Genomic DNA, 26,204 nt, shown 5'->3' on the forward strand with positions numbered 1-26,204 from the left:
CCCCGCCGGTTCAAAAACAGCAGGACCTGATTTCCCGCCGCGAGCGTTTCTGAGCAGGCGTTCAGAAGATCACTGGAGAGCCCCCCCTGAAGATATTGGCGGCGAAGAGCAACAATCGTGATGCCCGGCAGGGGCGCGTTGGTAGCGCGTTGCCGTAATTGCAGACTTTGATAACGTCCCTGCTGGACATTGTAGAGACTTTCCAGAGAGGGCGTGGCCGAACCGAGAATGACCGGAATATTCTCCAGTTTGGCCCGCTGAATGGCCAAGTCCCGGGCGGAATAGTGCCAGCCCCGGTGTTGCTTGAAAGAGGGGTCGTGTTCTTCGTCAATGACAATACAGGCCAGCTGCGGCATGGGCACAAAAAGAGTGGAGCGGGTGCCGATGAGCAGTTGAATATGCCCCATGGCCGCCAATGCCCAGATGCGCAAACGTTCGGTGTCGGTCTGGGCGGAATGCAGTGCGGCGACCGCTGCCTTGCCAAAGCGGGCCTGACAGCGTGCCAGCAGCTGTGGGGTAAGACCGATTTCCGGGACGAGAATAAGCACCTGCCGACCGGCTTCCAGATGGGGACGGATTGTTTCGAAGTAGACTTCGGTTTTGCCGCTTCCGGTAACGCCATCCAGCAGCCAGCACGTAAAGCCTTGGGTAGCCCGTAATTGGGTGATGGCAATGCGCTGCTCTGCATTCAGAGGGTAGGGAAGCGGTTGCACAGTTACCCGGGGAGCGGGAAGAGTGAGGGCTTCTACCCAGCCGTTGTGAAGTGCCTGGCGAAGGACCGGACGTAAACGTGCTGGTACTTCTGTTTCAGCAGTAGGGCTTGAGGTGCTGAGCACGGTTATCAGGGCTTCCTGCAGTTTGCCGGGACGGGCAGGCGTCTGTTCATGCCGGGTGAGTTGATAAGCCTGTGCTGCGGGCCTTGGCAAAGGCCGACCCTGACGGAGTAGCGCTGGGAGGGCGGCAGCCCAGACATCGCCCAGGGGATGCTGGTAATAATGCGCACCAAAATTCAGAAGCTGCTGCAGAGATTCCGGCAGCAGGGGCCGCGTATCGAGAACAGCCTCGATGGGTTTCAGGGTGATTTCCGGTGGACAGTGGTCATATCCCACCAGAATACCAATACGGCTTTTTTGACCAAAAGGGACACGCAGGCGTACGCCGGGAGGCAGGCGTTCCGGGTTTTCCGGCAGGGCATAGGAAAATATCCGGGGCAGATGCCCCAAAACAGCCACTTGCAGGCAGGCCGTCGCAGCGGGCATTAAAGTTGCCCACAAGTTCTGTGGATAAGTCTGTGCATGGACCTCAGGAAAACTCGCATATGCCTAGTGCTTCAAGACCTTAGCCGGCTTGCCCAAAAAAGTGGCAAGGATAAATAATAAATGAAAACAATTAGATGATGACTTTCAACAACAACTTAACGGTGCTGCTCTGGCTTTTGTCGGTTTATGAGTAAACTGTGTATAAGTTTTTCAAAAACGCACAAGATGCTCCGTTTCAGCCCCAGGCTCCCGGTATGGGCAAGCTGCTTGATGGCGCTAAACCGGCCACTATTCCCCAAAACAGCACCAGCCCAATCCAGTTGTTGTGCAGAAAAGCACGAAAAGCCAGATCTCTGTCTCCCCCCAGCAAGCTCTGTTCATAAATGCCGAGAAGCAGCACAAGGAGCAAGGCAATCCAAAAGGGCCAGTGCATTTGCGTGCTGACGCCAATGCCGACAAATATGCATAGCATGGTCAGTTGCAGACCGGCGATGATATGACGATCCCAGCGGCCAAACAAAATGGCCGTAGATTTGATACCGGCCTTTAGATCATCCGGACGATCCGCCATGGCATAGGCCGTATCATAGGCGACCACCCAGCAGGCATTGGCGAGCATCAGCCACCAGCCAATAGCCGGAACGGTCCCTGTGCTTGCCGCAAAGGCCATGGGAATACCAAAGGAAAAGGCAATGCCCAGATAAGCCTGGGGAAGATGGGTGAAGCGTTTGAACAGGGGATAGGTAATGGTAATGAATACCGCGCCACCTGCCAAAGCCAGACTGAGCAGATTCAAAAAGGGCAATAAAGCAGCAGCCATCAGGCAGAGCAATACAAAAAGACGTAAAGCTGAAGCGGGACTGATAAGTCCTGCTGCCAGTGGCCGGTGCTGGGTGCGTGCTACCTGTTTATCAAAATCCCGATCAAAATAATCATTGATGACACAGCCTGCCGAGCGCATAAGCCATGTTCCCAGGGTAAAAATCACAAACAGGCGCAGGGAAGGCGTCCCTTTGGCCGCCAGCCAGAGTCCCCAATAAGTTGGCCAGAGCAATAACAGCGTACCAATGGGGCGGTCCATGCGCATCAGCGCCAGATAGGCGGAAAAACGCTGACGAAACGGGATGAAATCATTCATCAGCGTCGACCTCGACCCGCCCAAGGGGGTAAGTCCGGCAGGAAATGTTCTTCAACCAACACTTCAGTATGACCCCGGCGTAAAATGGAGCGCCGCCGCCAGGCGCGTTGGCCGAAGCGCGGCAAGGCCTCCATGGTGATGGAGGAACGGCGCAAGCGGCGATGCCGAAACAGGGTGTTGCCGATGGGACGGGAACCGTGGCGCGCCAGGGGCAGCAGACCATGGCGCAGTCCACAAAGCGGTATGGTGGTCATAGCCCATATGGCGGGCCGATCTGGATCTCCAGCGTGGAGAAGGACTTCCCGCCAGAAAATTCGCTCGCCCCGCTTTAAATGCAAGAGCCGCTGTTCACTATAAGTCGGTTTCCGGCGTCCACTCCCTATAAGCAGCGCAGTGACCCGATGGGTATGACCATAGGCGCGCTGCAGTGCTGCAGTCAGCGATGCCGGGAGCGCCAACCAGGGCCATAAATGCCTGGGCGCATGATTCAGTGCTGCGGTTTTGTAAGCCATGATTCGGGGCAAATCAGACCGAACCTTTGCCGTGAAAAATAAACTGATCAATGCGGGCGGGAGGTAAATTGCGCAGCACCATGGCGGGGCGTCCGCGCCGGAATTCAGTGGGCAAGCCCTGGCAGGAACTGCGGAAATGATAGGTGAACTGAATAAATACCGTGCCCTGCTGGCTGACTGCCGGCAGTTGCTGAAAAATACGATCGACGATTTCCCGGGGAATGGTGCGCAGCGGCAGGCTGGAAACAATAGCCCGGACCTTGCCACGATGGGCAATCATTTCCTGGAGTCGGGCAGCATCGCCTTCGATGACTTCCAGTTGCGGAAACTGGTGGCGCAGATGGCGGACCATCGTTGGCGCCTGTTCCACCAACACCAGATCACTGGCATCTATACCCCGGGCGAGCAGAGCCTTGGTGACCGGCCCCATACCGGGTCCGAGTTCAATCACCAGTCCCGGTCCGTCTGGGACCATGGCGGCCATGCGTCTGGCGAGAAAAGGAGAGCTGGGCAGTACCGCGCCTATGGCCTGGGGGTCGCGTAAAAACTCGCGGGTAAAGTGCCAAGCCTGGGATGCCGGCCCGGAAGATCTGGACATGGATTTTCTCCACCGGATAAAGGGCAATGCACGGATTTGCGCAGAACCCATATGAAAGGTCAATACTCTAGCATGGGCGGCATGCAGAGCGAAACTGAGCGAAACAGGGCCCTTGTCAATCCGGGTTGCTGGCCCTATCATCGTGACAAGGCCGCTTTTTCCGGAACTGCATTGCAAAATCTGTTTATTAAAACCTACGGTTGTCAGATGAATGAATATGACTCCGAGCGCATGGCGGATCTGCTGGCGCAGAGTCATGGACTGAAATTGGTAGACGATCCCCAGCAGGCTGATGTGCTTTTGCTCAATACCTGTTCCATTCGCGAAAAAGCTGAAGATAAAGTATTCACCCAATTGGGATTCTGGCGTCCGTTCAAGGAAAAACGTCCGGAAGTGATTATTGGCGTGGGAGGCTGTGTAGCCAGTCAGGAGGGCGCAAAATTGCGTCGTCGTGCCCCTTACGTCGATCTGGTGTTTGGTCCTCAGACCCTGCACCGTCTGCCCGATCTGCTCGATGCCTGTGTGGCTGAACGTCATCCTCAGGTGGATGTGGATTTTCCGGTTCTCGAAAAATTTGACCGCCTGCCCCAGCGTCCCGGTCGCGATGGTGCCACGGCTTTCCTGACCATTCAGGAAGGCTGCGACAAGTTTTGTACATTTTGTGTGGTACCCCATACCCGGGGACGGGAATACAGCCGTCCCATGCCCGATATTATCCGTGAGGCACGCAGTCTGGTCGATCAGGGGGTGCGTGAAATCACCTTGTTGGGGCAAAACGTCAACGCGTATCGCGGCGCGACGGGCCTGATTGGTGAGGGCGGCCTTGCCGAATTGCTGGAAAGGCTTGCCCGTATTCCGGGTTTGCTGCGCCTGCGTTACACCACTTCTCATCCCAGTAATCTGGATGATGACCTGATTGCCGCTCACGGTTCTATCGAAAAACTGGCTCCGCACTTACATTTACCGGTGCAGAGCGGCTCAGACCGGATTTTGCGGCGCATGCACCGCAAGCATAGTGTCGGGCAATATCTGGAAAAAATTGCTCGCCTGCGGGCGGCGCGTCCGGGTATACAGATTTCATCAGATTTCATCGTCGGATTTCCGGGTGAAAGCGAGGCAGATTTTGCGGCCACCATGGACTTGATTGAGGCCGTGCGTTTCGACCAGTCCTACTCCTTCAAATACAGTCAGCGGCCCAATACCCCCGCCCTGAAACTCAAGGACAGTGTCCCCGAAGCCGAAAAAGATGCCCGTCTCGCCATTTTGCAGACACGTATCAACGGCTTGGCCCAAGCCTACGCCCAGAGTCTGGTGGGGACACGTCAGGCGGTATTGATTACCGGCCCTTCGCGCCGTGATCCGCGTGAAGTGACCGGAAAAACCGCCTGCAACCGCTCGGTCAATCTGCCCGGCAACCCTGACTGGGCAGGACAAATGATGGATATAGAAATTACGGCCGCTTTGCCGAATAGTCTGCGTGGTCGTCTGACGCAGTCCAATCCTGCGGCACATCGTCTTGCCGTATAATCCCATGGAGCCTCCCAGTAAGAATCCCGCCATCTGTCATGGTGATTTTATCGCTGAGCAGGCTAGCGCCGCTGACTTGTCGGAAATGGCCGGCGAACTGGACAGTCATCTGCGGCAACTGGAATCCCGGCTGGGTGTCGTCATTCTCCCGCGTGGGGAACGTTTCCATATTACCGGTCCACAAGCGGCGGTGCAGGCCGCAAAAACCGTTCTGGCAGAGCTCCATGCTCAGGTTGTTCAGGGCCGGAAGCTTTCCAGCCACTGGGTGCATCAATGTATTCAGCGTGTTCAGGTGGAAGCCGAGTCTGAAACTCATGAAGTCTCGGAATCCCCAGGGGTGCAAACCCTCAAAGGGACCATTCGGGGTCGAGGATTGCGTCAACGCCGCTATCTGGATTCCATCCGCCATAATGACCTGACTTTTGGCATCGGTCCGGCCGGTACGGGAAAAACCTATCTGGCCGTCGCAGCGGCCGTCGAGCAGATCGAACGCAATCAGGTACGCCGCCTGGTGTTGGTGCGTCCCGCCGTCGAAGCCGGTGAACGGCTGGGTTTCCTGCCCGGGTCTTTAAGTGAAAAAGTGGATCCCTATTTGCGCCCCCTCTACGACGCCCTGCATGAAATGATCGGTTACGAGAAGGTGGCAAAACTCATCGAGCGGCAAATCATTGAAGTGGCTCCGCTGGCTTACATGCGCGGTCGGACGCTCAACGACGCCTTTATCATTCTCGACGAGGCCCAGAATACGACGCCGGAGCAGATGAAAATGTTTTTGACCCGTATGGGTTTCGGTGCAAAAGTAGTCGTCACTGGCGACGTCACCCAGATTGACCTTCCGCGTGGCCAGCTTTCCGGTCTGGTCCAGGTGCTGGATGTGCTGGATGCCATGCCGGGCGTGGAAATGGTCTTTTTTGAAAGTGCCGATGTGGTCCGGCATCCGCTCGTGGCCCGCATTATCCAGGCTTATGATCGCTTTGGGGATAAGGCATGAGCGGACTTTATCTGCGTCTATCTGCGGATGATTCCGTGGAGCCAGCTTCTATTCCTTCCCGCAACCAGGCCAGGACTGCCATTCTTCAGGCGCTGACGGTTGCGACTCCGCGATCCCCGGACGCAGGGCGCATGGCCGAAATCTCCCTCGCCTTTGTGAGTAATGCCGAAATCACCCGATTGAACGCTCACTATCGGCAGCAGGAAAAACCGACCAATTGTCTGTCTTTTCCCCAGGATCCCCTGCCTCCAGTGTTCCGCCGCGACCTGTTGGGCGATATTGTGATAGCCCCGGCCGTGGTGCTTCAGGAAGCGGCCGAGCAGGGGAAAACTTTGTTGAATCATTATCGTCACTTGCTGATTCACAGTACCTTGCATTTGTTGGGCTATGACCATGTCGAAGACCACGAAGCACAGATCATGGAACAACTGGAAACCCGATTGCTGGCTGAAATGGGTGTGGCCGACCCTTACCTGAACCAAATACATGAGTGAAGATCGAAGTACCCAGGAGCGCCCACGGAGTTGGTGGGCGCGTTTTACCCAGTCCCTGCGCGGCAATGTGGAAGATCAGGACAGTTTGCTGGATCTGATCCGGGAGGCTGGCGAGCGTCAGGTGATTGATGCCGAAGCGGCACGCATGGTGGATGGGATTTTCCGGATGGGCGAATTGACCGTCCGTGACGTGATGATTCCCCGCGCTCAGATGGAAGTGATTGAGATGGATATGCCATTGCCGGAAATCATCGCCAGGGTTTCGGAAGTCGGGCACTCGCGTTTTCCGGTGGTGGGAGAGGATCGCGACGACGTGCGCGGCATCCTGCTGGCCAAGGATTTGCTCCAGGCCTGTCGTTCGGGCATGTCCTTGCCGCGCTTGGGAGAATTGTTACGACCGGCGACGTTTATTCCTGAAAGCAAACATCTGGATCATCTGCTCTATGAGTTTCGCACCGGTCGCCACCACATGGCGGTGGTGGTTGATGAATATGGCGGGGTGGCCGGCCTTATTACCATTGAGGATGTGCTGGAAATCATCGTCGGGGAAATTGAAGACGAATATGACATTGACGAAGATGTCATGATAGCCTCACGGGAAGATGGTGACTTTCTGGTGAATGCGCTGATTCCCCTGGAGGATTTCAATGAACATTTTGTGGCGCATCTGGCAGATGAACACGCGGACACCCTGGGTGGCTGGGTGGCTACGCGTCTCGGGCATGTGCCGAGGGTGGGCGAAGTGATTGAGGAGGGTAATTTGCGACTGGAAGTGTTAAGAGCCGATCGACGCCGGGTACAAATTGTCCGGGTGTCTCCTCCGCGCAGTGCAGCGCTGCCCGAATCGCCCGATCAGGATAGTGCATGATTCAGGATTCCATCAAAACATGGGTGTTTCCTTTGCGGCTTCTGGCCGCATTAATTTTGGGTGTGCTCTGGCCTTTGGCTTTTGCCCCTTTTAATGCCTGGTTTCTCGCTATCATTCTGCTATTTGCGCTGTTCTGGTTGGCTACCACAGCTGAACGTCCCCGGCGGGCTGCCGCTTTGGGGTACGCTTTTGGTTTCGGGGCATTTTGTAGCGGAGTCAGCTGGATATCCGTCACCCTGCACAATTTTGCCCATATGGACTGGCTACTTGCGGGTGGGGCGGTGGCGCTGCTGGCGGCTTATTGCGCCATTTATCCAGCTTTGGCCCTATGGCTGGCTATCCGTTTTTTTCGGGGAAATGCGCGTCTTGTCGCCTTACCGGTGTTGTGGATATTTGCGGAATGGTGTCGAGCCCGGTTCTTCACGGGCTTCCCCTGGCTGGCCACAGGATATACGCAGACCCATGTTTTTCTGGGTGGTTTCTCCGCCTGGCTGGGGCAGTATGGGGTCGGGCTCGCCACCGCCGGTTTTGCCACTATTTTGTTATGGATGTTGCGCGAATCCCACTCCAGACGGGCACTGCTCGGCGGCGTTTCTGCCTTGCTGGTACTTTCCGGAGTGGCTCTGGCGGCAGGGTCAGTCAGCTTCACCCATCCCGTCGGGCACAAGCTCCGGGTCAGCCTGGTGCAGGGTAATATTCCCATCACCGAAAAATGGAATACTGCAGCCATCAGCCAGATACTGCACCATTACGTACAACTGATTTTGCAGACGCCCAAAAATAGCCAGCTGGTGGTTTTGCCGGAAACCGCCTTTCCCATTTTTCAGACGGAAATTCCTGAACTGATTAGTCAGTTACAGGAATGGTCGGCGCGGAATCACAAGATTCTGATTATCGGCATTCCCGAGTTAGCAGATGGCAAATACTACAACGCTGCCATGGAAATTGACGGGAACGCCCCCCTGCGCTGGTACCAGAAAGAACATCTGGTGCCTTTTGGTGAATATATTCCCTTGCCGCGCCTGCTGGGTCCTTTGGTCCACCACTTTTTACCGGGTCTGGGGAGTTTTTCCTTTGGGCATGGTCCTTATGCCCTGCCTGTAGACGGACAAAAGGCTGGCATGACCATTTGTTATGAAGAATCTTTTTCCCGTGATGTCCGTAAGGGGGTCAGAGAAGGGGCGACCTTTTTACTCAATATCAGTGATTACGCCTGGTATGGGCATAGTATTGCGGCCGCCCAGAGTATGCAGATGGCCGCCATGCAGTCCCGTCAGGAGCAGAAACCGGATGTGCGCGATACCAATACCGGTATCACCACGCTGATTTCTCCCCAGGGCGAAATCCGCACCCAGCTTCCGCAATTTGTGGTGGGCACGCTGAACGGCTCGGTGCAGCCCATGGCCGGAGAGACTCCCTATGGTCGTTGGGGGAGTCTGCCCTACCTGCTACTGAGTGCTTTGCTCATGCTTTTGGCCATAGGGGTTACTCGCCGGCAATCATCATCTCGTCAATGAGAATGGAAGAACAGCCGGTGTTGCCATGGATAAGCAGGTCGTTGCCGACCATCTGCATACCCTTGAACATGGCCTGCAGGCTCCCCGCAATGGTGATCTCCTCAACCGGATATTGAATCTCGCCATTTTCTATCCAGAAGCCGGCGGCACCGCGTGAATAGTCGCCGGTGACCATATTGATCCCAAAACCGATTAGTTCGGTGACCAGTAAACCCCGTCCCATTTCCCGGATCATTTCCTGCAGCGATCGGCTGCCGGGCTCCAGGGTCAGATTGTGGACACCTCCGGCATTTCCGGTGGTCGGCATCTGCAACTTGCGGCCACTGTAACTGTCGAGGATGTATCCCTGCAGAATCCCTTCGGAAATAATGTCGCGATTGCAGGTGGCTACGCCTTCCGAGTCAAAGCTGGCACTGCCCAGCCCCTTGGGGCGCAAAGGTTCTTCATAAATGCGAATATGTTCCGGAAACAGGGTCTTGCCCAGGCTGTCTAACAGAAAGGAACTTTTACGATATAGACTGCCACCACTGATGGCACTGGCCAGGTGTCCAAGGATGCTAGAAGCCACCTGATTTTCAAAAATCACCGGTGCCCTGGTGGTGGGTAGCTTACGGGCATCCAGACGCCGCACCGCCCGTTCAGCGGCTATTTTGCCGATACTTTCCGGGCTGGCCAATGCGCTGGCATTGCGGGCTACATCATACCAGTAGTCCCTTTGCATTCCGCCTTTCAGGTCTTCGGCAATGACTGAGCAGGACAGGCTATGCTGGGACGATTGTCTTTTCCCCACAAAACCCAGACTGTTGGCGTAAACAGAAAGGCCTTCGCTGGTGCCCAGGCTTCCCCCTTCAGAATTGTGAATACGTGGATCACTATCACGGGCAGCAGCCTCGCAACGGCGTGCCAACTCTGCGGCCAAATCAGCGTCTATTGACCAGGGATGATAAAGATCCAGATCAGGGAACTCGCGGGCAAAAAGCTCCGGATCAGCCAGGCCCGAAAAGGGGTCTGCGGAGGTGTGACGGGCAATGGTGAGCGCGGCTTCCACGGTTTCGGCAATGGCCTTGCGTGAAAAATCCGAGGTGGAGGCACTACCTTTGGACTGCCCCAGGTAGACCGTCACACCCATCCCTTTATCCTGATTGTACTCAATGGATTCCACTTCACCGAGGCGGACGGTCACAGAAAGTCCCTTGCCCGTACTCGCTGCCGCTTCTGCTGCAGTTGCCCCCTGTTTGCGGGCGAGAACCAGAATGTCCTCGCTGATCTGGCAAAGAGTTTCGGCATTCAGGGTGGAATGGGGGGCTTGGCTCATGGGCTTGGGTCTCGCTGTGAATGAAAGAATCCCGACATCTTACTCCCAAGGCATCCGATGTAGAAAGAAAATGACTGATGAATGACTGTTGAACCTAAAAAATGGCCGTTGGGTCTGCAGGCTTTTTGCTCCATTGTTCCTTGCCTGTTGTTCTACGGCTCATCCTGCTGTCAGGAGAGAACTCGCCCTGCGGGCTCAGACAGCTCTCCTGACGGGCGCAGGATTTCGCCAAGAACAACAACGGCTCGAAACAAAAGTCGCTGCAAAGCCTGCAGACCCAACGGCCATTTTTTAGGGGTAATGTTATTGACATGCATTATCATTTGCGTTTGAATGCTGTGTAAGAGCTTTTGATGAGAATAGCTATGTATATATGCCTATGTAACGCTGTCACCGAAAAAGACATTCATCAGGCAGTATGTGAAGGTGCCTGTTCCATGCGGGATCTACGCCAACAGTTAGGTGTGGCCTCCCAGTGCGGGCGTTGTGCGACTTGTGCCAAAGCGATTCTGGATCAGGAAACGCAGCATGCCAAAGCCATGCAATATCCCATGCATCAGCATTCCCGGTCTACACTCAAGCGTGCGGTCTAAACACTCATTTTCTAGTCCATTAAATTAACTATTCAACCAGGAGCGCGTCATGAAAGGGGATAAAAAAGTTATTCAGTTGTTGAACAAGGCACTGGCCATTGAGCTGACGGCCATTAATCAATATTTTCTGCATGCCCGCATGTACAAAAACTGGGGACTTTTTGCTTTGGGTAAGCATGAATATGCGGAATCCATTGAAGAAATGCAGCATGCCGACAAACTCATCGAACGTATTCTGTTTCTGGAAGGCCTACCCAATCTGCAGGACCTGAATAAATTACTCATCGGTGAAAATGTCGCTGAATGCTTGGCTTGTGACTTGAAACTGGAAGAAGCTGGCCGTGCCCATTATGTTGAGGCCATCCATTATTGTGAATCGGTCAAAGACTACGTCTCGCGTGACATTCTCGTCGAAATTCAGGAGCAGACTGAAGAGCATATTGACTGGCTGGAAACCCACATTGATCTGATCGACAAAATGGGTTTACCCAACTTTATGCAAACGGCCTCGGGTCCTTTGGGCGGTGGAGAGGAATAATACAAATGCGCTTGATATATGTTTGCCCAGGCGCAAGTTTTACCATTCCGGAAATGGGTCAACAAAACCATTCCATGCCGACGGACCCTGCTGCCACTCTGCATCGGTAAGCAAGCAATCGCTCAGAGATTGACGGATCTTGTCTTCATCCATGTTTTGTCCGATAAAAACCAGCTCCTGGCGGCGGTCGCCCCATTCTCCCTGAAAATGTTTCTCGATAGCCTGGCGTTCTTCGGGATCTTTGGGCCAGTACTTTTTGGGGGTGGCGGCCCACCATTGTCCGGCCGCCTGATGTCGGAAAATTCCCCCGGCCTGAGACCAGAGTCCTGCGACATCCGGCCGGCTCGCTAACCAGAAAAATCCCTTGCTGCGTAATACGCTGTCCCAATTCTGATGCATCAAGTCCCAGAAGCGCTGCGGATGAAAGGGGCGGCGAGCGGCAAAATGAAAACTGCCAATCCCGTATTCCGTACTTTCCGGAATATGTTCCCCGCGCATTTCCATCAACCATCCGGGGGCCTGGCTGGCTTCTTCAAAGTCAAAAAGACCGGTTTGCAGTACGCGACTGACAGGAACCCGACCAAACTCGGAAATTTCAATGCGCGCCCGAGGATTGAGCGCATTCAAAATAGCCATCAAGCTCTGCTGTTCTTCCGAGCTGATGAGGTCCACCTTGTTCAGCACCAGCACATTGCAGAATTCAATCTGCTCAATCAGGAGGTCGGTAATGGTGCGCTCATCTTCTGCGCCCAGTGACTCTCCACTATCGCGCAATAATTGAGCGTCGGCATATTCCCGTAGAAAGTTATAGGCATCCACGACCGTCACCATGGTATCCAGGCGCGCCAACTGTGACAGTGAGCTGCCTTGTTCGTCCTCAAACGTGAAGGTTTCGGCGACGGGCAAAGGCTCAGAAATCCCCGTGGATTCAATTACCAATTGGTCAAAACGCCCTTCTTTTGCCAATAAGGCCACCTCCTCAAGCAAATCTTCCCGGAGCGTGCAGCAGATGCAGCCATTGGACATTTCAACGACTTTTTCTTCCGTGCGTGATAGTTGCGCGCCCCCTTCACGGACCAGGGCGGCATCAATATTGATTTCACTCATGTCATTGACAATTACTGCGACACGCCGGTCTTCCCGGTTGTGCAGGATATGGTTGAGGAGCGTGGTTTTGCCGGCACCGAGAAAACCCGACAACACGGTGACGGGAAGGGGAGTGGTGGAGAGCTGGGACATGGTAAATCCTCACAAGATCACTGAAATGGCATACTTTATATGCAACTTAGTTGCATATAACAACACGGGAATCCTGTGCAGGTCAAGTGAGGAGAACACAAAGCGCCCCTTTTGTTGCCAAAGTCGCGGCAGGCCTCCGGGCTGACAGCCGGCTGGGTTCCATTTGCAGAGGCGTGGATATTAATGGTATTGACTACACAAATGATAATCGTTTACACTATTAACCAGTGGTTGTGCTGTTTTGTCTATAAGACTTTCAAGGAGACGAATATGCTGAAAGAAGTACTCGCCCATGTGCGCCAATATCCGGGCATCACTCTGGAATCGTTGATGGATTTACATGCTGCCGATGCGGAGTACATGTCCGCATTGCTGGCTAAACTCACCAAAAATGGGCAGTTGTTGGCGATGGAAACCGGCTGTGCAGAAAGTGGCCGTTGTCGGGAAGGCGGCAATAAACCCTCTCGCATCTGCTTTTTTTGTTCGGCTGTGGATAAGGCCAGCCTGGAATACAGCCAGTCCGTGATGTTGCATTCCTGAACAGAGCCTGTTTTTTATGGGCCTTATGACATTTTTTGTGGGTGTTGGTTTTTCCGCAGACTGTTTGCCTGCTCCGAAGGCACAGTCAAGCATCAATTATGTTGGTCAGGAATCATGGGAAACCTGACCTGAACAATGACTTTTTCTTCACGACGCGCCAGCATATGGCGATTGGTAGCCTGAATGAGGCTACCTTTTTTATGGTCTGCGAGTGTAACGGGTTTTATCTTAGGTTTTCCTGGTCGGAGCGTATGGTGGCCATCAATGGGCAATTTTCCACAAAAAGCGCTGGTGTGCTGCTCCGTGTGGCATTAAAGCCAATAGTAAGGTTAGGGTATAATTAAAATTGTAGCGAGCTAACTGAATTTCTATTTTGTTACTGGTCTTGCAAAGAATTAAGATTAATGATGTGTTAATCGACACAGGAGATCGATAATGGATATGCATTCAATGAGCATGCAGGCGATGACCAACAGCATGCATTATATTTCTGATGGGCAAACCGCTGCGGGGATCATAGTGACGGGTTTGATTGCCTTTGCTTTTTTTGGGTTGGCTGCAGCGCTGTTCATGCGCGCTGCGCGTGCCGAGGCAAAAAAAGAAGCACAAGAGGCAAGCAAGCACTAAAAGCGATGATGCTATTTAGAAACCTGCTGTTTGGTTTTCAAGCGTGCAAATGATAGTGCCAACCCAGTCGGATAATGGCGACGAAGGCATTTGGGAGGGTGTACCCGGGCCCATTGGCGCCGGGGTTGATGATATATTGCAGGTCGGGTTGGATATAAAAATCCTTGAAAACGGGCTGTTTGAAGTTCACTTCCAGACTGGTTTCTGCAGCCCCCGTATTCGAACCGGATTGGCGTTGCCAGGCGCGGGCCATGCCCAGGCTCAGGGTAGAGCCGGGTGAATCCGGAATGAAATGTCGCAGCCGCAATCCTGCGCCCACATAGGCATTCACCGGCGAAACGGCTGCAGCATTGGGGGCTCCGCCACCTTGCAGGAAGACCCCCCAGGTCATCTGATCGGCTTTCCAGCGATACTCGGCGGTACCGTAAAATCCGCCCTGACTGGTAGAAGAACCGATGCCAATATTTTGCGTGAGGTAAGGCCCATAAACGTGATTGTAATAGCCTCCGGCCTTGAGCATCGCCGTGCCCGGACCAATGGGAATACTTTGGTCGACTTCACCATAATAAATCATTCCGTCACTGCCCCAGGGCGCACGGAAGGGATGGACGCCATCCGCACTAAATGCGCCTGCCATTAGCGTGGTATTGCCCCAGCTCGCTGCAGCCATGGCTCCGAGACTGGAGTAAGGATAAGTGGGCGTGAAGGGAATGTTGGCCGAAATGATGGGATAAATACCATAAGAGGCATTGAACAGTTCGCCTGCTACTCCGGTATCATCGAAATAATCGTTAGGATTGAGCAAGCCGAGGCGCAAGGTATAGTCGCCGAATTTTTGTCGATAATAAGCCTTATAAAGATGGGCCATGTGTTGATAGGGCGTAGTGAGATTGGAGACGCTCTGTAGATCACCAATGTACAAACTGTCGGGGTTGCTGCTGTCCGCAGCAAGACCTTCGACTACAAAAAGACCCCCCTGCCACCAACCGGCCTTACCGGTATGCAGGGCTAGTCCGCCTTTCCAGAGCCCGGTTGCGGTGCTGCCGGTACTGATGCCACCACTCAGATTGGAAACGCCTTCTATCTGGCCATGCAAGACCAGGGAAATTCCTCGCCACCAGTTTTGGTGCGCTGCTTCGGGGATGGACTGCCCCGTACTGGCAGCCCAGGCGGGGGCAGTGGATGCGCAGAAAAGAATGCTACTCAAGAGGATGTTGCGGTAACGGTTTTGCTGGCGAAGCATGAATTCTCCCTTAATGAATAGATCGGATGGTAATGAAATTATTATTACCATCAACTGCAAAAATTGTTTGTCTCTGTTGAGAAAGACCACTTGACAGTCCTCACAGTCCCCTTTAATGTGCAACCGAGTTGCATATAATATGACGCACAAACATGCCGTTATCAACACCACGTTAGGAGAATTACTATGTATCGCGCTGAATCCAATGAGTTATCGCCATCTAAACTGTTCAGGCGGCATACTGGCGCCGGGCGGCGTTTTCTGCCTTTGCTGTCCTTGTTGCTGGGTCTGGGTGCTGCACAAATGGCTGCAGCAGACACCATTCATGCCGTAGGCGTAGAAAATGAATATGCCAATGTCATCAGCCAGATTGGTGGAAAATATGTTCAGGTGAGTGCCATTGAGAGTAATCCCAATACCGATCCCCATACGTTTGAGGCGAGCCCGGCTGTGGCCAGAGAAATTGCGGCGGCCCAGTTGGTGGTCCGTAACGGCGTGGGTTATGACAGTTGGGCCAAAAAAATTCTGGCGGCTGATCCTAATTCAAAGCGGCAGGTGATTGTGGTTCAGGATCTGTTACATTTACCCGACAGCACCAAAAACCCGCATCTCTGGTACAAACCGGAAACCATGCCGGCGGTTGTCAAGGCGGTTGCGGCGAGCCTGAGCAAGCTGGATCCTGCCCATGCGGCTTTTTTCAAGGCCAATGTTCAAAAGTTTGATGCTTCGCTGAAGCCGTGGTATGCCGCCATTGCCAGTTTCAAAGCGCAATATCCCCATACTCCGGTAGCGGTTACCGAACCCGTAGCAGATTACATGTTGCAGGCGGCAGGCTGCGATCTGAAAACGCCCTGGAATCTCCAGGCGGCAATCATGAATGGGACCGATCCGGCACCCCAGGATGTCAGCATCCAGAATCATCTGTTCAAAAATCATCAGGTCAAGGTGTTTCTGTATAACCAGCAGGTCACTGACTCCCTGACCGCGTCTTTCCTGAATAATGCCAAGGCGGCGCATATTCCGGTGGTGGGCGTTTATGAAACCATGCCAACCGGGTACACTTATCAATCCTGGATGCTCGCAGAAGTGGATGCCCTGCGCGCAGCCGTAGAACATGGTACCTCTACGACGGTGTTGAAATAATATCTTGACCAATCAGAGTCCGATTCTTGCGGTCGCCGATCTTTCTGTGGATCTGGGCGGCCGCAGTATTTTACGGGATGTCAGTTTTGATCTGTATCCCGGGCAGCTCTGCGCCCTGATTGGTGAAAATGGGGCAGGTAAAACCACCCTGTTACGCACCTTGCTGGGCCTGATTACCCAGCGTGCCGGCACGGTGCGGATCGGCGCTGCGCCGGCTCGTGAACATCGCGAGCTGGTGGGCTATGTTCCCCAGAAAATCAATTTTGATCCGGATCTGCCCTTGCGCACCCGGGATCTGGTGCGTTTGGGGCTGGATGGTCAGCGTTTGGGGTTGCCGTTTTTTAATGGACGCACCCGCCATGCGGTGGATCAGGCGCTGCAAGCCGTGGGCGCGGAAGAATTTGCCGATCAGCGGGTTGGGGAATTATCGGGGGGGCAGCAGCAGCGTGCCGTCATCGCCCATGCTTTGGTTCGCAAGCCGCGTCTGCTGATTCTGGATGAACCGCTGGCAAATCTCGATTTTGGTAGCGCCAATGCACTGGTGGATTTGCTGGGGCGTTTGATTGTCCAGCAGCAAATGACGGTACTGGTGACCGCCCACGACATGAACCCGCTGATTCCGGTGATGGACCGTCTGGTGTATCTGGTAGACGGGCGCGCCGCCACCGGCACGGTTGCCGAGGTCGTGCAGGCGGAGGTGCTCAGCAAGCTTTACGGTTATCCCGTTTCGGTTCTGCACCATGGCGGGCGGATTCTGGTGCTGCCCGATGCCCCCGAAAATGCCGATGTGGCCAATATGAATCGTTGTGCAGGTCACGGAGTGTGAGCGGATGTTTGCTTTTTTAAGCAGTCAGCCGGTACAGACTGCGCTTATTGTGGGCAGCTGCGCGGCGTTGGTCAGTGCCCTGATTGGGGTGTTTACTGTGTTGCGTGGAAATGCTTTCGCCGGTCATGCCCTAGCTGATGTCAGCAGTGCCGGAGGAGCCGCTTCGTTTTTATGGGGTATCAGCCCCTTGCTGGGTTTTCTCGGCATGGCCTGGATTGCTGCATTCGGGATGGAATTTCTGGGGGTCCGCAAGGCGCGGGAAAGAGATCTGGCGACCGGGATTGTGCTGGGTGCCGGTCTGGGACTTTCGGCGCTATTTTTGTATTTGGATGTCACTACCACCAGTACCACCGGTGCCGCTGTATCGGTGATGTTCGGGTCTTTATTCGCCATTTCGCAAGGCTTGATCTGGCCGGCCATCCTGGCGGTACTGGCGGTGTTTTTGCTGGTCGGCTTGTTTTATCGGCCGCTGATTCTGACAGCGGTGGACCCGGATTTGGCGACTTTGCGGGGTGTTTCCCCACGCTGGATGGGTTTGCTACAACTTCTGGTGCTGGGACTGGCCGTTGCGGTTTGTGCTCTGGCGATTGGCGCGGTACTGGCGACGGCGCTCCTGATCGGCCCTGCCGGAGCGGCGATTCGTCTCAGTCGACGACCTGCCCAGGCTATTTTCTGGGCGATGATTATTGCCCTGACGGCGGTCTGGTTGGGAATCTGGATGGCCTACGAAAGTTATTACTGGTTTTCCGGTAATGCCTGGCCCGTCAGTTTTTTTGTGGTGGTCCTGATTTTTCTGTTTTATCTACTGGCTATGTTCGGTTCTTCGTGGAGCCAGAAATACCAGCGCCGGGGCATTGCGTCCCTGCGCCGCCTTCAGGAGCCTTAGCCGTGTTTTCCAGTTTTATGATCAACACCTGGATTGCGGGTACCGCCATTGCGCTGGTGGCCGCACTGGTCGGTTATTTTGTGGTAATTCGCCATTCGGCCTTTGCAGCCCATGCCTTGCCGTTGGGAGCCTTTCCGGGGGCGGCAGCGGCTAATCTGCTCGGAGTGAATCCTTTTGTTGGCCTCCTGGTTTTTGTGGGAATGGGGGTGCTGCTCTTGCGTCAATTGGCCCGTATAGGGCGGCGTGACGTGGGAACCGGACTGCTGCTGGTGCTCTTTCTGGGCGTCGGTGCGCTGTTTCTCAGTATGACCAGTGAATACGCCCCTGAGGTATTTTCGCTGCTTTTTGGTGAGATGCTGGGTGTCAGCGATGCGGATTTGTGGCCCATACTGGTGATTTCCGCCCTGGTCACGGTGATTATGATCACCATTTTTCGCCCCTTGCTGCTGGATTCCAGTTTTCCTGATCTGGCTGCTTTACAGGGGATTTCTGCAGCACGCATGGATCTGATTTTTTTAAGTCTGCTGGCGCTGGTGACGGCTTCAGCCCTGCCAGTCGTCGGTGCCTTTCTGGTTTTTACCTTGTTGGTGGGGCCACCTGCTGCTGCCCAGTCGCTGAGTATTCACCCGCTGCGCAGCCTGCTCCTGGCAGTAATTTTTGCCGAGAGCAGCATCTGGTCAGCCATTGCGCTGTCTTATTGGACCAACTGGCCCATCGGTTTTTTTGTAGGCATGCTGGGCGCCGGACTTTTTACCCTGGCCCGCAGTTATCGTCACTGGAGTCAGCGACAACGCCCGGTCGTGCAGGTTTCTGGCTTGTGAATCTTTATGCAGTAATCAGGCGTTGACGGTACTCAGGCGCAGCATCAACGACAAGCACAAAACTCCTGCTGGCCCCTCTGAGCTGGTTGCTCATCGCTCAGAACGGTTTTTACCCAGCAGGTGGGCGTTGTGGTCAATAAGATCACGTTGCTCCGGCAAAGCCCGCAAGTTGATGGCGGTAGCGCGCATGACAGTCTCCTCATGAAACGCAATAGATATACAAACGGTAGAGTGGCGTATAGCTGTTGTCAATTCAAAGCTAGCGGCGAGTCATACGGCTTGGGCATTGGCATGAGTGATGATCGGTTGAGTTGATGTCGTCTGGCACGATTATTCACCGGCCTTGATTTTGATGACAAGAGTCGGTCGCGTGGTGAATATAGTACTATGGATGCGGCTGAAAAGGTTTTGAATAAGATTCGGCTCAATAACCAAATTTTATGCAGAGAAAGGGAGAATCTGCTTGCACACTCAAAAAAGAATCTTCCAGGACAATGACCCAGGCTCAGAGTAGGAGATAAGAATGGATCGTCGTTTATTGATTCGATTGTTGGCGAAGCAGGAGCTGACAATCATTTTGCCCTTGGTACAGGTCCTTAATCCTGATGTGATGCCCGATCTGCTCGCGCAGCGGCTTGAGGATATGATGGGGCAAGGGTATCAATGTGTTGCCGCCTTTTTGGATGATGATTGTGTCGGGGTGGCGGGGATTTGGCAGGGAACGCGCTTTTGGTGCGGTCGTTATCTGGATGTAGACAACGTGGTCGTGGATCCTGCATATCGCAGTTCCGGGATAGGACGGCAGCTTATGGACTGGGTTGAACAATATGCCCGTCAGCAAGGCTGCGAAATCATGGTGTTGGATGCGTACGTCACCAACCATTCGGCACGCCGGTTTTATGAGCGAATGGGTTATCAGGTGCTTGGCCATCATTTTGTCAAGTCATTGTGATCAAAGGTGAAAATTGACATATTTTGGCATGCGCTGTATGGTAACTTTAGCATTTCAGGCGGTTAGCGCGGTCTGGGTAAACTCCAGTGTCGGTACAAGGCCATCATGCGCAGAATAAAGGACAGTGATGCGCCAGCCAGAGTACTTTCGATGGCGGGTAAATGCGCATAATCGCCAAGCAGAGTAACTGCTGCCCCCAACAACGCCGCAGATGCATAGATTTCCGCACGCAATACCACAGGAATCTCGGCGGTTAAAATATCGCGTACCATGCCGCCGCCAATGCCACTGATCATTCCCAAAACTGCTGCCATGACCGGAGACAAGCCATATGTCAAAGCCTTTTGTGCCCCCGTAGCAGCAAAAACACCCAGGCCGGCAGCATCAAAAAGCAGTACAGGATGGCGCAAATGATCAAAAAGGTGATGAAAGAAAAATACACCGACCCCTGCGAGAACCGCCAACGCCATGATATGCCAGTTGGCAATGGCCTCCGGGGGAATGGCACCGATCAGCAAATCCCGTAAGATGCCCCCTGAAACCGCAGTAACAACGCCCAAAACGACAATACCAAAAATATCCATTTGACTGCGCACCCCGCGCATTGCTCCGCTGATGGCAAAGGCGAATATCCCTAACAGGTTGATCAGGTTCAAGAAGAATGTTGTGGTAGAATGAGTCAACTGCATGGTCTCCATTTGTTTGGTTTTTTTATGCGTCCGTACATTGAGCCCCGGGCGATACTATATGGTCAGTAAATCAGGTGGAAGTCATCCATCCTTTGAGGCCTTGGAACAACTGGGCGCGGTATAAATTGCCACGCGAGACCGGAGTTTGTGGAAATGCTTTATGGACGGTAGAGACTTAAGCTGGGACAGCTATCAGTGGATCAAGATAGTCGACATAGGTTTGTTGAAAGCGATCCTTGTGCCGTTTGTTCGCTTCATGGCGCTTTCCGGTCAGTACCCAAGCGGCTGCGGGCCACGAGGAAGTAAGCGATACCGGTAGCCAACAGGGCGCCGCTGATCATGGCGTAGAATATGAGGTCATCCTGCGGGATGGTTTCTCCTCCGCCTTTCACGGGGATCAGAATCAGTTGTCGCAACAGCGTAATCATGGCGACTTCAAAAAACACCTCGACATGAAAAATACCGCTGCGCATGAAGGTGATTTCGGCGGAAATCAGGGCTGACAGGACCCAGACAATAAAAAGCGTGCCTAAGGCGTGGAGAAAGCCAGCTGCCAGTATGTGCTCCCGGAAAGCGTCCACCACATCATGACTGAATTGGATCATGATCAATACGCTGGCAGCCGCCAGGGCGACGGCAATAAACAGGTGAAGGGTATAATTCAGCATTCGTAGAACGCCGTTGAAACCATCATTCAACATCAGGACTCCTTTGGCTGGATGCGCATGCCTGGCGACGCAGGGCATGATAGATGATAACGAGGGAACCCTGCCATTGATTTAGTCTGGCAAATAATAATAAATAAATTATAAAAATATAAAAATTAATCAAGCTACTGAACTCAGCGAATCCATAAATCCACGATAATGTTGTTTCCAGTCTCCCTCGCGAGCTAAGAGCGATGATCAAGTGGTATATTACCGCATAACCCTAGCGGAGCATTGCCCTTCCACATGGTTACACAAGATCATCTTCCTGATAGGGCAATAAAATCACCAGTTTCATATCCGTATGTGCCGCTGGTAATAAGGTGCTTTGTTCATACACCACGCGCCCATGCACTGGGTGCTGGAATACCCGGCGACCGCCTTCTCTTTCCACTACATCCTGGGCAGGCCAGAGCCCGGCAAATGTGCGGCTCTGACTTTGCAGTTGGGTGATGATCCGGGCCATTTCGGGATCATCCAGGTGCTTGCCAACATCGGCACGAAACTCGGCGACCAGACGTCGGCAACGGCTATGCCAATCATCGACGAAGTTTCTGGCGCCGGGGTCGAGGAACAGAAATTCCAGCAAATTGGGAGGCTTTTCCTCGGGAACCGGACTGGCTGGTAACCAGCCCGCAAAATGTGCGGCGGCGGCCGCATTCCAGGCAGGTACATTCCAGTAGCGATCCAGGATATAGGCAGGATATTGCAGGATTTTGAGAAGGTGGAGCAGGGTGGGCGCTACGGCAGAAGGGGGAGATTCCAGCTGGGGATCAGCCTTGCCCGCAAGATGAAACAAATGCTGCCGTTCAGCATGGGATAGTTGCAGTACCTTGCTGAGGCGATCCAGCGTGGGCACGGAAGGTTGTATCGGCCGCCCCTGCTCAATCCAGGTGATCCAGGTGCCACTGACTCCCGAGAGCATGGCGAGTTCTTCGCGGCGCAGCCCGGGAGTGCGGCGGCGTCCAAGCGCATTCAGGCCAGCCTGCTGCGGTGTTGTTTTTTCGCGGTGGCGACGAATAAACGCCCCCAAGGCCAAGCTGTCTCCGGACATCGGTATAATCCATGTAAAGCGCAATCATGGTAGTTAATATACCAGTATATATGCTCATATTGTACCAGTTTGATGGTCTTCGTATGATAGGTGTATATTCTTTTGGAAGACCTAAAACCCATGAGTAATCAGCAAAAACTGGTAGAGAAGCAATTCGGTGTGGCGGCGACGGATTATCTCCATAGCCCGGCACATGCACAGGGTGCAGATTTACAGCGTCTGCGTCGGGAGTTTACCGGACAGCCGGCCATGCGGGTGCTGGATCTTGGCTGCGGGGCGGGGCATGCCAGCTTTACTCTGGCGGAAGTTGTCGGGGAAGTGTTCGCGGTGGATCTTTCCGGCGAAATGCTGCGTGTGGTAGCTGACGAGGCGCAACAGCGTAGATTGTCTAATCTCCACACCGAAAAAAGTACGGCAGAATCATTGCCTTGCGCCGATGCTTATTTTGATGGAGTGGTGACGCGTTTTTCCGCCCATCATTGGGCGGATGTCCATGCGGCTCTTCGGGAAATGCGGCGTGTACTCCATCCTCAGGGAAAATGTGTCATCATTGACGTGTGTGCACCCGAAAATCCATTACTGGATACGGTTCTGCAGACGGTCGAAATTTTACGTGACCCTTCTCATGTGCGGGATTACCGGGTTTCAGAATGGCAGGCGATGTTGGCTGCAGCCGGGTGGCAGGTGCCTGATCAGGATACCTGGAAGCTGTCCCTGGATTTTGCCAGTTGGATAAGCCGGATGCGCAGCCCGGAAGAGCGCGTAACAGCGATCAAAAGCGTATGGGCCGGGGCTCCAACCGAGGTCTGTGACCACTTTGCGCTGCAGCCGAATCATGATTTTTCGCTGGATGTGTGCTGGATGACGGCATTGCCCTTATGAACAACATTGGTTAATTTTGGACAGGGATGTTTGAGGAGAAGCTTGTGGCAGCAAAAACGCTTTATGACAAGTTGTGGGAAAGCCATGTGGTGCATACGGAGGCCGACGGTGCCGTATTGCTTTATATTGATCGCCAGTTGCTGCATGAAGTCACCAGCCCCCAGGCCTTTTCGGGTTTGCGCGCGGCGGGGCGCAAAGCCTGGCGGATTGATGCCAATATCGCCACGGCCGACCACAATGTTCCGACCACGGATCGGGCGGCGGGTATTGTCGATCCGACTTCCCGTTTGCAGGTGGATACCCTGGATCAGAACTGTGCGGAATTCGGTATTGAAGAATTCGGCATGCTGGATCCGCGCCAGGGCATTGTGCATGTGATTGCCCCCGAGCAGGGACTCACTCTGCCGGGCATGACCGTGGTGTGCGGCGATTCTCATACGGCGACTCATGGTGCGTTGGGTGCGCTGGCCTTTGGTATTGGCACCACGGAAGTGGAGCATGTGCTGGCGACCCAGTGTCTATGGGCACGCAAATCCAAAAGTATGCGGGTATGGGTGGATGGCGAACTGGGTCGGGGCGTCACCGCCAAGGATATGGTGCTGGCCATTATCGGCAAAATGGGTACGGCGGGCGGTACGGGCTACGCCATCGAATTTGCCGGACCAGCCGTGCAGGCTTTGTCGGTAGAAGGGCGCATGACCTTGTGCAATATGGCCATTGAAGCCGGCGCGCGCTCGGGTATGGTTGGCGTCGATGCCATAACCATTGATTACTTGCGGGGCCGTCCCTATGCCCCGGTGGGCAGAATCTGGGATCAGGCTGTGGCGGCCTGGAATGAACTGCATTCGGATGCGGATGCCCTCTTTGATGCGGAAATTCGTCTCCATGCAGCAGATATCGCGCCTCAGGTCACCTGGGGAACCAGCCCCGAGATGGTTGCAGAAATTAACGCCACCATTCCCGATCCTGCCCAGGAATCCGATATGGTGCGTCGTAAGGGCTGGACGGACGCTCTGGCCTATATGGATTTGCAGGCCAACACCCCGTTGTCTGCCATAGCGCTCGACAAGGTTTTTATTGGCTCCTGTACCAATGCGCGCATTGAAGATCTGCGCGCTGCTGCTGCTGTTGCCAAGGGGCATCAGAAAGCGGCTTCGGTAAAAGTGGCCATGGTGGTTCCCGGCTCGGGACTGGTGAAAGCCCAGGCCGAAGCGGAAGGGCTGGATCGTATTTTCAAAGCGGCGGGTTTTGAGTGGCGTGAACCGGGTTGTTCTATGTGTCTGGCTATGAACGCCGATCGTCTGGAGCCTGGAGAACGCTGTGCTAGTACCAGTAACCGGAATTTTGAAGGGCGTCAGGGAGCGGGCGGCAGAACCCATCTGGTCAGTCCGGCCATGGCAGCCGCCGCCGCGATTGCCGGACATTTTGTGGATGTGCGTGACTGGTCTGCACCATAAAAAGCGCGCCCGCTCCTGGGTGTTGCGCATCGCTCTGGGCTTATGCAGCCTGGGGATGGTGGAAATTGGCATTTTTTCAAGCTTGCGGGGTTGCTCGGCAGAGGTGGCTGCTGTGGAGTATCTCGTCAAGCGACAACTGGAGAAATAATGGAAGCTTTTACCGTATTAGAGGCAATTGTCGCCCCCCTGGATCGTCCCAATGTGGACACCGACGCCATCATTCCCAAGCAGTTTCTCAAAACCATTGAGCGACAGGGCCTGGGCAAGCATCTTTTCGATGCCTGGCGCTATCTGGCACAGGATGGCAGGCAGGTAGAAAACCCTGAATTCATCCTCAATCAGCCGATATATGCTGATGCAAAGATTTTACTCGCCCGGGAAAACTTTGGTTGTGGTTCCAGTCGTGAACATGCTCCCTGGGCGCTGGCAGATTATGGTTTTCGCGCCATCATTGCCCCCAGCTTTGCCGACATCTTTGCAAACAATTGTGTGCAGAACGGGATTTTGTTGATTCGACTGTCCGCAGAAGAAGTAGATCATTTGTTTCATGAAGTGGCGGCTAACCCCGGCTATCGTTTGCGCATTGATCTTCCGGCCCAGGAGGTGCAAACCATGGGAGATAGTCGCTATTGTTTCCCCATGGATGCCGGACACAAACACAAGTTATTGAATGGTCTGGATGATATTCAATTGACCCTGCAACATGAAGGGGCCATTCGCGCTTATGAGGCAGGCCGTCGACAATCAGCGCCCTGGTTATTTCGGGATGGTATTTAAGGAGATTTGATCAATATGATTCAGGATGCAGCGATAGAAGATGAGGGCTTGCAGCCCGTTCGTGCCGATGCCGTTATCATCGAAGGGAAAACCAAACGTGGCAAGCCCTGCAAGGTCATTGACAATACCTGTCAGGTTCCCAGGCAGGAGTTGCAGGCGCTACTGGATGACCTGATCGAACAGGAACATTTCGGCCCTTCCGGTTTGAGTATGGCGGGAGGCAACAGCATTCGTATCGGGGCACCGCAATCTGCCCATGTGCAGCTTGGCAACGATATTTATCGCATGATTCTGGTGGATTACGAGGCGCGTATTGAAGTGTTTTGAGCCATGACGGCTCAGGGCATGAGTCGTTCAATCAACCAGGCATGACTCGCGTCATCAGAACGCCGATAAACAAACCGGTCATGCAGGCGGTCACGACGGCCCTGCCAGAATTCAAAGCGTTCGGGAATCAGCCGGTACCCACCCCATGCCGGGTTGCGTGGGACGTTGTCCTCAGGATAGCGCTGCTGTAATTCGGCAACACGCGCTTCCAGATCAGCACGACTGGCGATGACCTGACTCTGGATGGACGCCGCAGCAGAATAACGGCTGCGGCTAGGGCGTTGTTGAAAATAGCTTTCGGCCGCTGCCGTATCCAGGGGTTCTACAGGGCCGTTGATGCGCACCTGACGATCATTTTCCGGCCAGTAGAATACCAGTGCTGCATGCGGGTTGGCGGCCAGTTCCTGACCCTTCTGGCTGCGCTGGTCGCTGTACCAGCAGAGCCCCTGTTCATCAAAATGCTTGAGCAGTACATAGCGCGCATCAGGATGCCCGTCAGCATCAGCCGTAGCCAGCACCATGGCGGTCGCATCAAAATTGCCCGCCTCTGTCGCGGCAGCCAGCCAGGTGGCCAATTGCTGAAAGGGATTGCTGTCCAGATCGAGTCGATGCAACTCCCCGTGGGTAAAATCCCGCCGGGTACTGCGATGGTCTATTTCACCTTCCATATGCATTTCTCTTTTG

30 protein-coding genes are annotated in these 26,204 nt (G+C 54.1%); 19 read left to right on the forward strand and 11 right to left on the reverse strand.

Going from position 1 to position 26,204, the window contains the following annotated elements; genetic code table 11:
• The 4 genes from priA to BLW97_RS03210 all read right to left on the reverse strand — a co-directional run.
• Positions 1–1,259 (reverse strand): replication restart helicase PriA (gene priA, locus BLW97_RS19930; RefSeq protein ID WP_242947669.1); only part of this gene is annotated, 1,259 nt, incomplete at its 3' end.
• A gap of 235 nt (positions 1,260–1,494) precedes the next feature.
• Positions 1,495–2,397 carry a 4-hydroxybenzoate octaprenyltransferase gene (gene ubiA, locus BLW97_RS03200; protein WP_075322297.1) on the reverse strand — a complete coding sequence of 301 codons (903 nt, stop codon included), beginning with the start codon at positions 2,395–2,397 and terminating at the stop codon, positions 1,495–1,497.
• Positions 2,397–2,921, reverse strand: a complete 525-nt coding sequence (locus BLW97_RS03205) for a chorismate--pyruvate lyase family protein (protein ID WP_242947672.1) — start codon at positions 2,919–2,921, stop codon at positions 2,397–2,399. The genes ubiA and BLW97_RS03205 overlap by 1 nt, the downstream gene beginning before the upstream one ends.
• A gap of 1 nt (position 2,922) precedes the next feature.
• The gene (locus tag BLW97_RS03210; protein WP_024893993.1) at positions 2,923–3,507 is read right to left on the reverse strand and encodes a class I SAM-dependent methyltransferase; all 585 of its coding nucleotides are present in this window, start codon (positions 3,505–3,507) and stop codon (positions 2,923–2,925) included.
• A 171-nt stretch (positions 3,508–3,678) separates the two neighbouring features.
• On the opposite strand from BLW97_RS03210, the gene miaB reads away from it, so the two are divergent.
• The 5 genes from miaB to lnt are packed head-to-tail and all read left to right on the forward strand — an operon-like array spanning position 3,679 to position 8,904.
• The gene (miaB, locus tag BLW97_RS03215; RefSeq protein ID WP_075323546.1) at positions 3,679–5,034 is read left to right on the forward strand and encodes a tRNA (N6-isopentenyl adenosine(37)-C2)-methylthiotransferase MiaB; all 1,356 of its coding nucleotides are present in this window, start codon (positions 3,679–3,681) and stop codon (positions 5,032–5,034) included.
• Positions 5,035–5,038: 4 nt separating this feature from the next.
• The gene (locus BLW97_RS03220; protein WP_077218182.1) at positions 5,039–6,025 is read left to right on the forward strand and encodes a PhoH family protein; all 987 of its coding nucleotides are present in this window, start codon (positions 5,039–5,041) and stop codon (positions 6,023–6,025) included.
• Positions 6,022–6,519: an rRNA maturation RNase YbeY gene (ybeY, locus tag BLW97_RS03225; protein WP_075322298.1), complete on the forward strand. Its 498-nt coding sequence runs from the start codon at positions 6,022–6,024 to the stop codon at positions 6,517–6,519. The genes BLW97_RS03220 and ybeY overlap by 4 nt, the downstream gene beginning before the upstream one ends.
• Entirely contained in the window at positions 6,512–7,387 is an 876-nt protein-coding gene (locus BLW97_RS03230) for an HlyC/CorC family transporter (RefSeq protein WP_010641994.1), read from the forward strand. The genes ybeY and BLW97_RS03230 overlap by 8 nt, the downstream gene beginning before the upstream one ends.
• Positions 7,384–8,904, forward strand: coding sequence for an apolipoprotein N-acyltransferase (lnt, locus tag BLW97_RS03235; protein ID WP_075322299.1), 1,521 nt, complete (start codon positions 7,384–7,386; stop codon positions 8,902–8,904). Before BLW97_RS03230 ends, lnt begins: the two co-directional genes overlap by 4 nt.
• Here the strand turns inward: lnt and pmbA are convergent.
• The gene (pmbA, locus tag BLW97_RS03240; protein ID WP_075322300.1) at positions 8,873–10,219 is read right to left on the reverse strand and encodes a metalloprotease PmbA; all 1,347 of its coding nucleotides are present in this window, start codon (positions 10,217–10,219) and stop codon (positions 8,873–8,875) included. The two genes, lnt and pmbA, sit on opposite strands and share 32 nt — an antisense overlap.
• 365 nt (positions 10,220–10,584) lie before the next feature.
• Between pmbA and BLW97_RS03245 the strand changes: the two genes are divergently transcribed.
• Both BLW97_RS03245 and bfr read left to right on the forward strand, forming a co-directional pair.
• Positions 10,585–10,812: a bacterioferritin-associated ferredoxin gene (locus tag BLW97_RS03245; RefSeq protein ID WP_024893987.1), complete on the forward strand. Its 228-nt coding sequence runs from the start codon at positions 10,585–10,587 to the stop codon at positions 10,810–10,812.
• Positions 10,813–10,861: 49 nt separating this feature from the next.
• Positions 10,862–11,350, forward strand: coding sequence for a bacterioferritin (gene bfr, locus BLW97_RS03250; protein WP_075322301.1), 489 nt, complete (start codon positions 10,862–10,864; stop codon positions 11,348–11,350).
• Positions 11,351–11,389: 39 nt separating this feature from the next.
• On the opposite strand, the gene zigA is transcribed toward bfr, so the two are convergent.
• Positions 11,390–12,589 (reverse strand): zinc metallochaperone GTPase ZigA, encoded by a 1,200-nt coding sequence (zigA, locus tag BLW97_RS03255; protein ID WP_075322302.1) that lies wholly within the window; start codon positions 12,587–12,589, stop codon positions 11,390–11,392.
• A 270-nt stretch (positions 12,590–12,859) separates the two neighbouring features.
• Between zigA and BLW97_RS03260 the strand changes: the two genes are divergently transcribed.
• On the forward strand, positions 12,860–13,129 hold the full coding sequence (locus BLW97_RS03260; RefSeq protein WP_024893985.1) for a hypothetical protein: 270 nt from the start codon (positions 12,860–12,862) through the stop codon (positions 13,127–13,129).
• Between the two features lie 435 nt (positions 13,130–13,564).
• Positions 13,565–13,756, forward strand: a complete 192-nt coding sequence (locus tag BLW97_RS03270; RefSeq protein WP_024893984.1) for a hypothetical protein — start codon at positions 13,565–13,567, stop codon at positions 13,754–13,756.
• Positions 13,757–13,793: 37 nt separating this feature from the next.
• Here BLW97_RS03270 and BLW97_RS03275 read toward each other — a convergent pair whose 3' ends face one another.
• Positions 13,794–14,999 (reverse strand): carbohydrate porin, encoded by a 1,206-nt coding sequence (locus BLW97_RS03275; RefSeq protein WP_158025104.1) that lies wholly within the window; start codon positions 14,997–14,999, stop codon positions 13,794–13,796.
• Positions 15,000–15,185: 186 nt separating this feature from the next.
• Between BLW97_RS03275 and BLW97_RS03280 the strand changes: the two genes are divergently transcribed.
• From BLW97_RS03280 to BLW97_RS03305, 5 genes are all read left to right on the forward strand, one after another.
• On the forward strand, positions 15,186–16,142 hold the full coding sequence (locus BLW97_RS03280) for a metal ABC transporter solute-binding protein, Zn/Mn family (RefSeq protein ID WP_143214831.1): 957 nt from the start codon (positions 15,186–15,188) through the stop codon (positions 16,140–16,142).
• A gap of 4 nt (positions 16,143–16,146) precedes the next feature.
• Complete coding sequence (locus BLW97_RS03285) at positions 16,147–16,968, forward strand: metal ABC transporter ATP-binding protein (RefSeq protein WP_010636964.1); 822 nt, start codon at positions 16,147–16,149, stop codon at positions 16,966–16,968.
• Positions 16,969–16,972: 4 nt separating this feature from the next.
• Entirely contained in the window at positions 16,973–17,854 is an 882-nt protein-coding gene (locus tag BLW97_RS03290) for a metal ABC transporter permease (protein ID WP_031569033.1), read from the forward strand.
• A gap of 2 nt (positions 17,855–17,856) precedes the next feature.
• A complete protein-coding gene (locus BLW97_RS03295; RefSeq protein ID WP_075322304.1) occupies positions 17,857–18,675 on the forward strand; it encodes a metal ABC transporter permease in 819 nt (272 codons plus the stop codon).
• Between the two features lie 523 nt (positions 18,676–19,198).
• Entirely contained in the window at positions 19,199–19,627 is a 429-nt protein-coding gene (locus BLW97_RS03305; RefSeq protein ID WP_075322305.1) for a GNAT family N-acetyltransferase, read from the forward strand.
• A 62-nt stretch (positions 19,628–19,689) separates the two neighbouring features.
• On the opposite strand, the gene BLW97_RS03310 is transcribed toward BLW97_RS03305, so the two are convergent.
• The 3 genes from BLW97_RS03310 to BLW97_RS03320 form a co-directional block, all read right to left on the reverse strand.
• Positions 19,690–20,316, reverse strand: a complete 627-nt coding sequence (locus tag BLW97_RS03310; protein WP_010636957.1) for a trimeric intracellular cation channel family protein — start codon at positions 20,314–20,316, stop codon at positions 19,690–19,692.
• Between the two features lie 254 nt (positions 20,317–20,570).
• A complete protein-coding gene (locus BLW97_RS03315; RefSeq protein WP_024893979.1) occupies positions 20,571–21,017 on the reverse strand; it encodes a phosphate-starvation-inducible PsiE family protein in 447 nt (148 codons plus the stop codon).
• A gap of 256 nt (positions 21,018–21,273) precedes the next feature.
• Positions 21,274–22,077 (reverse strand): helix-turn-helix transcriptional regulator, encoded by an 804-nt coding sequence (locus tag BLW97_RS03320; protein WP_075322306.1) that lies wholly within the window; start codon positions 22,075–22,077, stop codon positions 21,274–21,276.
• Between the two features lie 120 nt (positions 22,078–22,197).
• On the opposite strand from BLW97_RS03320, the gene BLW97_RS03325 reads away from it, so the two are divergent.
• The 5 genes from BLW97_RS03325 to BLW97_RS03340 are packed head-to-tail and all read left to right on the forward strand — an operon-like array spanning position 22,198 to position 25,520.
• Entirely contained in the window at positions 22,198–22,959 is a 762-nt protein-coding gene (locus BLW97_RS03325) for a class I SAM-dependent methyltransferase (RefSeq protein ID WP_075322307.1), read from the forward strand.
• Between the two features lie 44 nt (positions 22,960–23,003).
• Positions 23,004–24,416 (forward strand): 3-isopropylmalate dehydratase large subunit, encoded by a 1,413-nt coding sequence (gene leuC, locus BLW97_RS03330; protein WP_075322308.1) that lies wholly within the window; start codon positions 23,004–23,006, stop codon positions 24,414–24,416.
• Entirely contained in the window at positions 24,397–24,564 is a 168-nt protein-coding gene (locus BLW97_RS19355; RefSeq protein ID WP_010636949.1) for a hypothetical protein, read from the forward strand. The genes leuC and BLW97_RS19355 overlap by 20 nt, the downstream gene beginning before the upstream one ends.
• Positions 24,564–25,193, forward strand: coding sequence for a 3-isopropylmalate dehydratase small subunit (leuD, locus tag BLW97_RS03335; RefSeq protein ID WP_075322309.1), 630 nt, complete (start codon positions 24,564–24,566; stop codon positions 25,191–25,193). The genes BLW97_RS19355 and leuD overlap by 1 nt, the downstream gene beginning before the upstream one ends.
• Positions 25,194–25,208: 15 nt before the next feature.
• The gene (locus tag BLW97_RS03340) at positions 25,209–25,520 is read left to right on the forward strand and encodes a hypothetical protein (protein WP_010636945.1); all 312 of its coding nucleotides are present in this window, start codon (positions 25,209–25,211) and stop codon (positions 25,518–25,520) included.
• Between the two features lie 11 nt (positions 25,521–25,531).
• On the opposite strand, the gene pdxH is transcribed toward BLW97_RS03340, so the two are convergent.
• Entirely contained in the window at positions 25,532–26,188 is a 657-nt protein-coding gene (pdxH, locus tag BLW97_RS03345) for a pyridoxamine 5'-phosphate oxidase (RefSeq protein ID WP_075322310.1), read from the reverse strand.
• Between the last annotated feature and the right edge of the window lie 16 nt (positions 26,189–26,204).

The organism is Acidithiobacillus albertensis (assembly GCF_001931655.1).
Lineage (GTDB): Bacteria > Pseudomonadota > Gammaproteobacteria > Acidithiobacillales > Acidithiobacillaceae > Acidithiobacillus > Acidithiobacillus thiooxidans.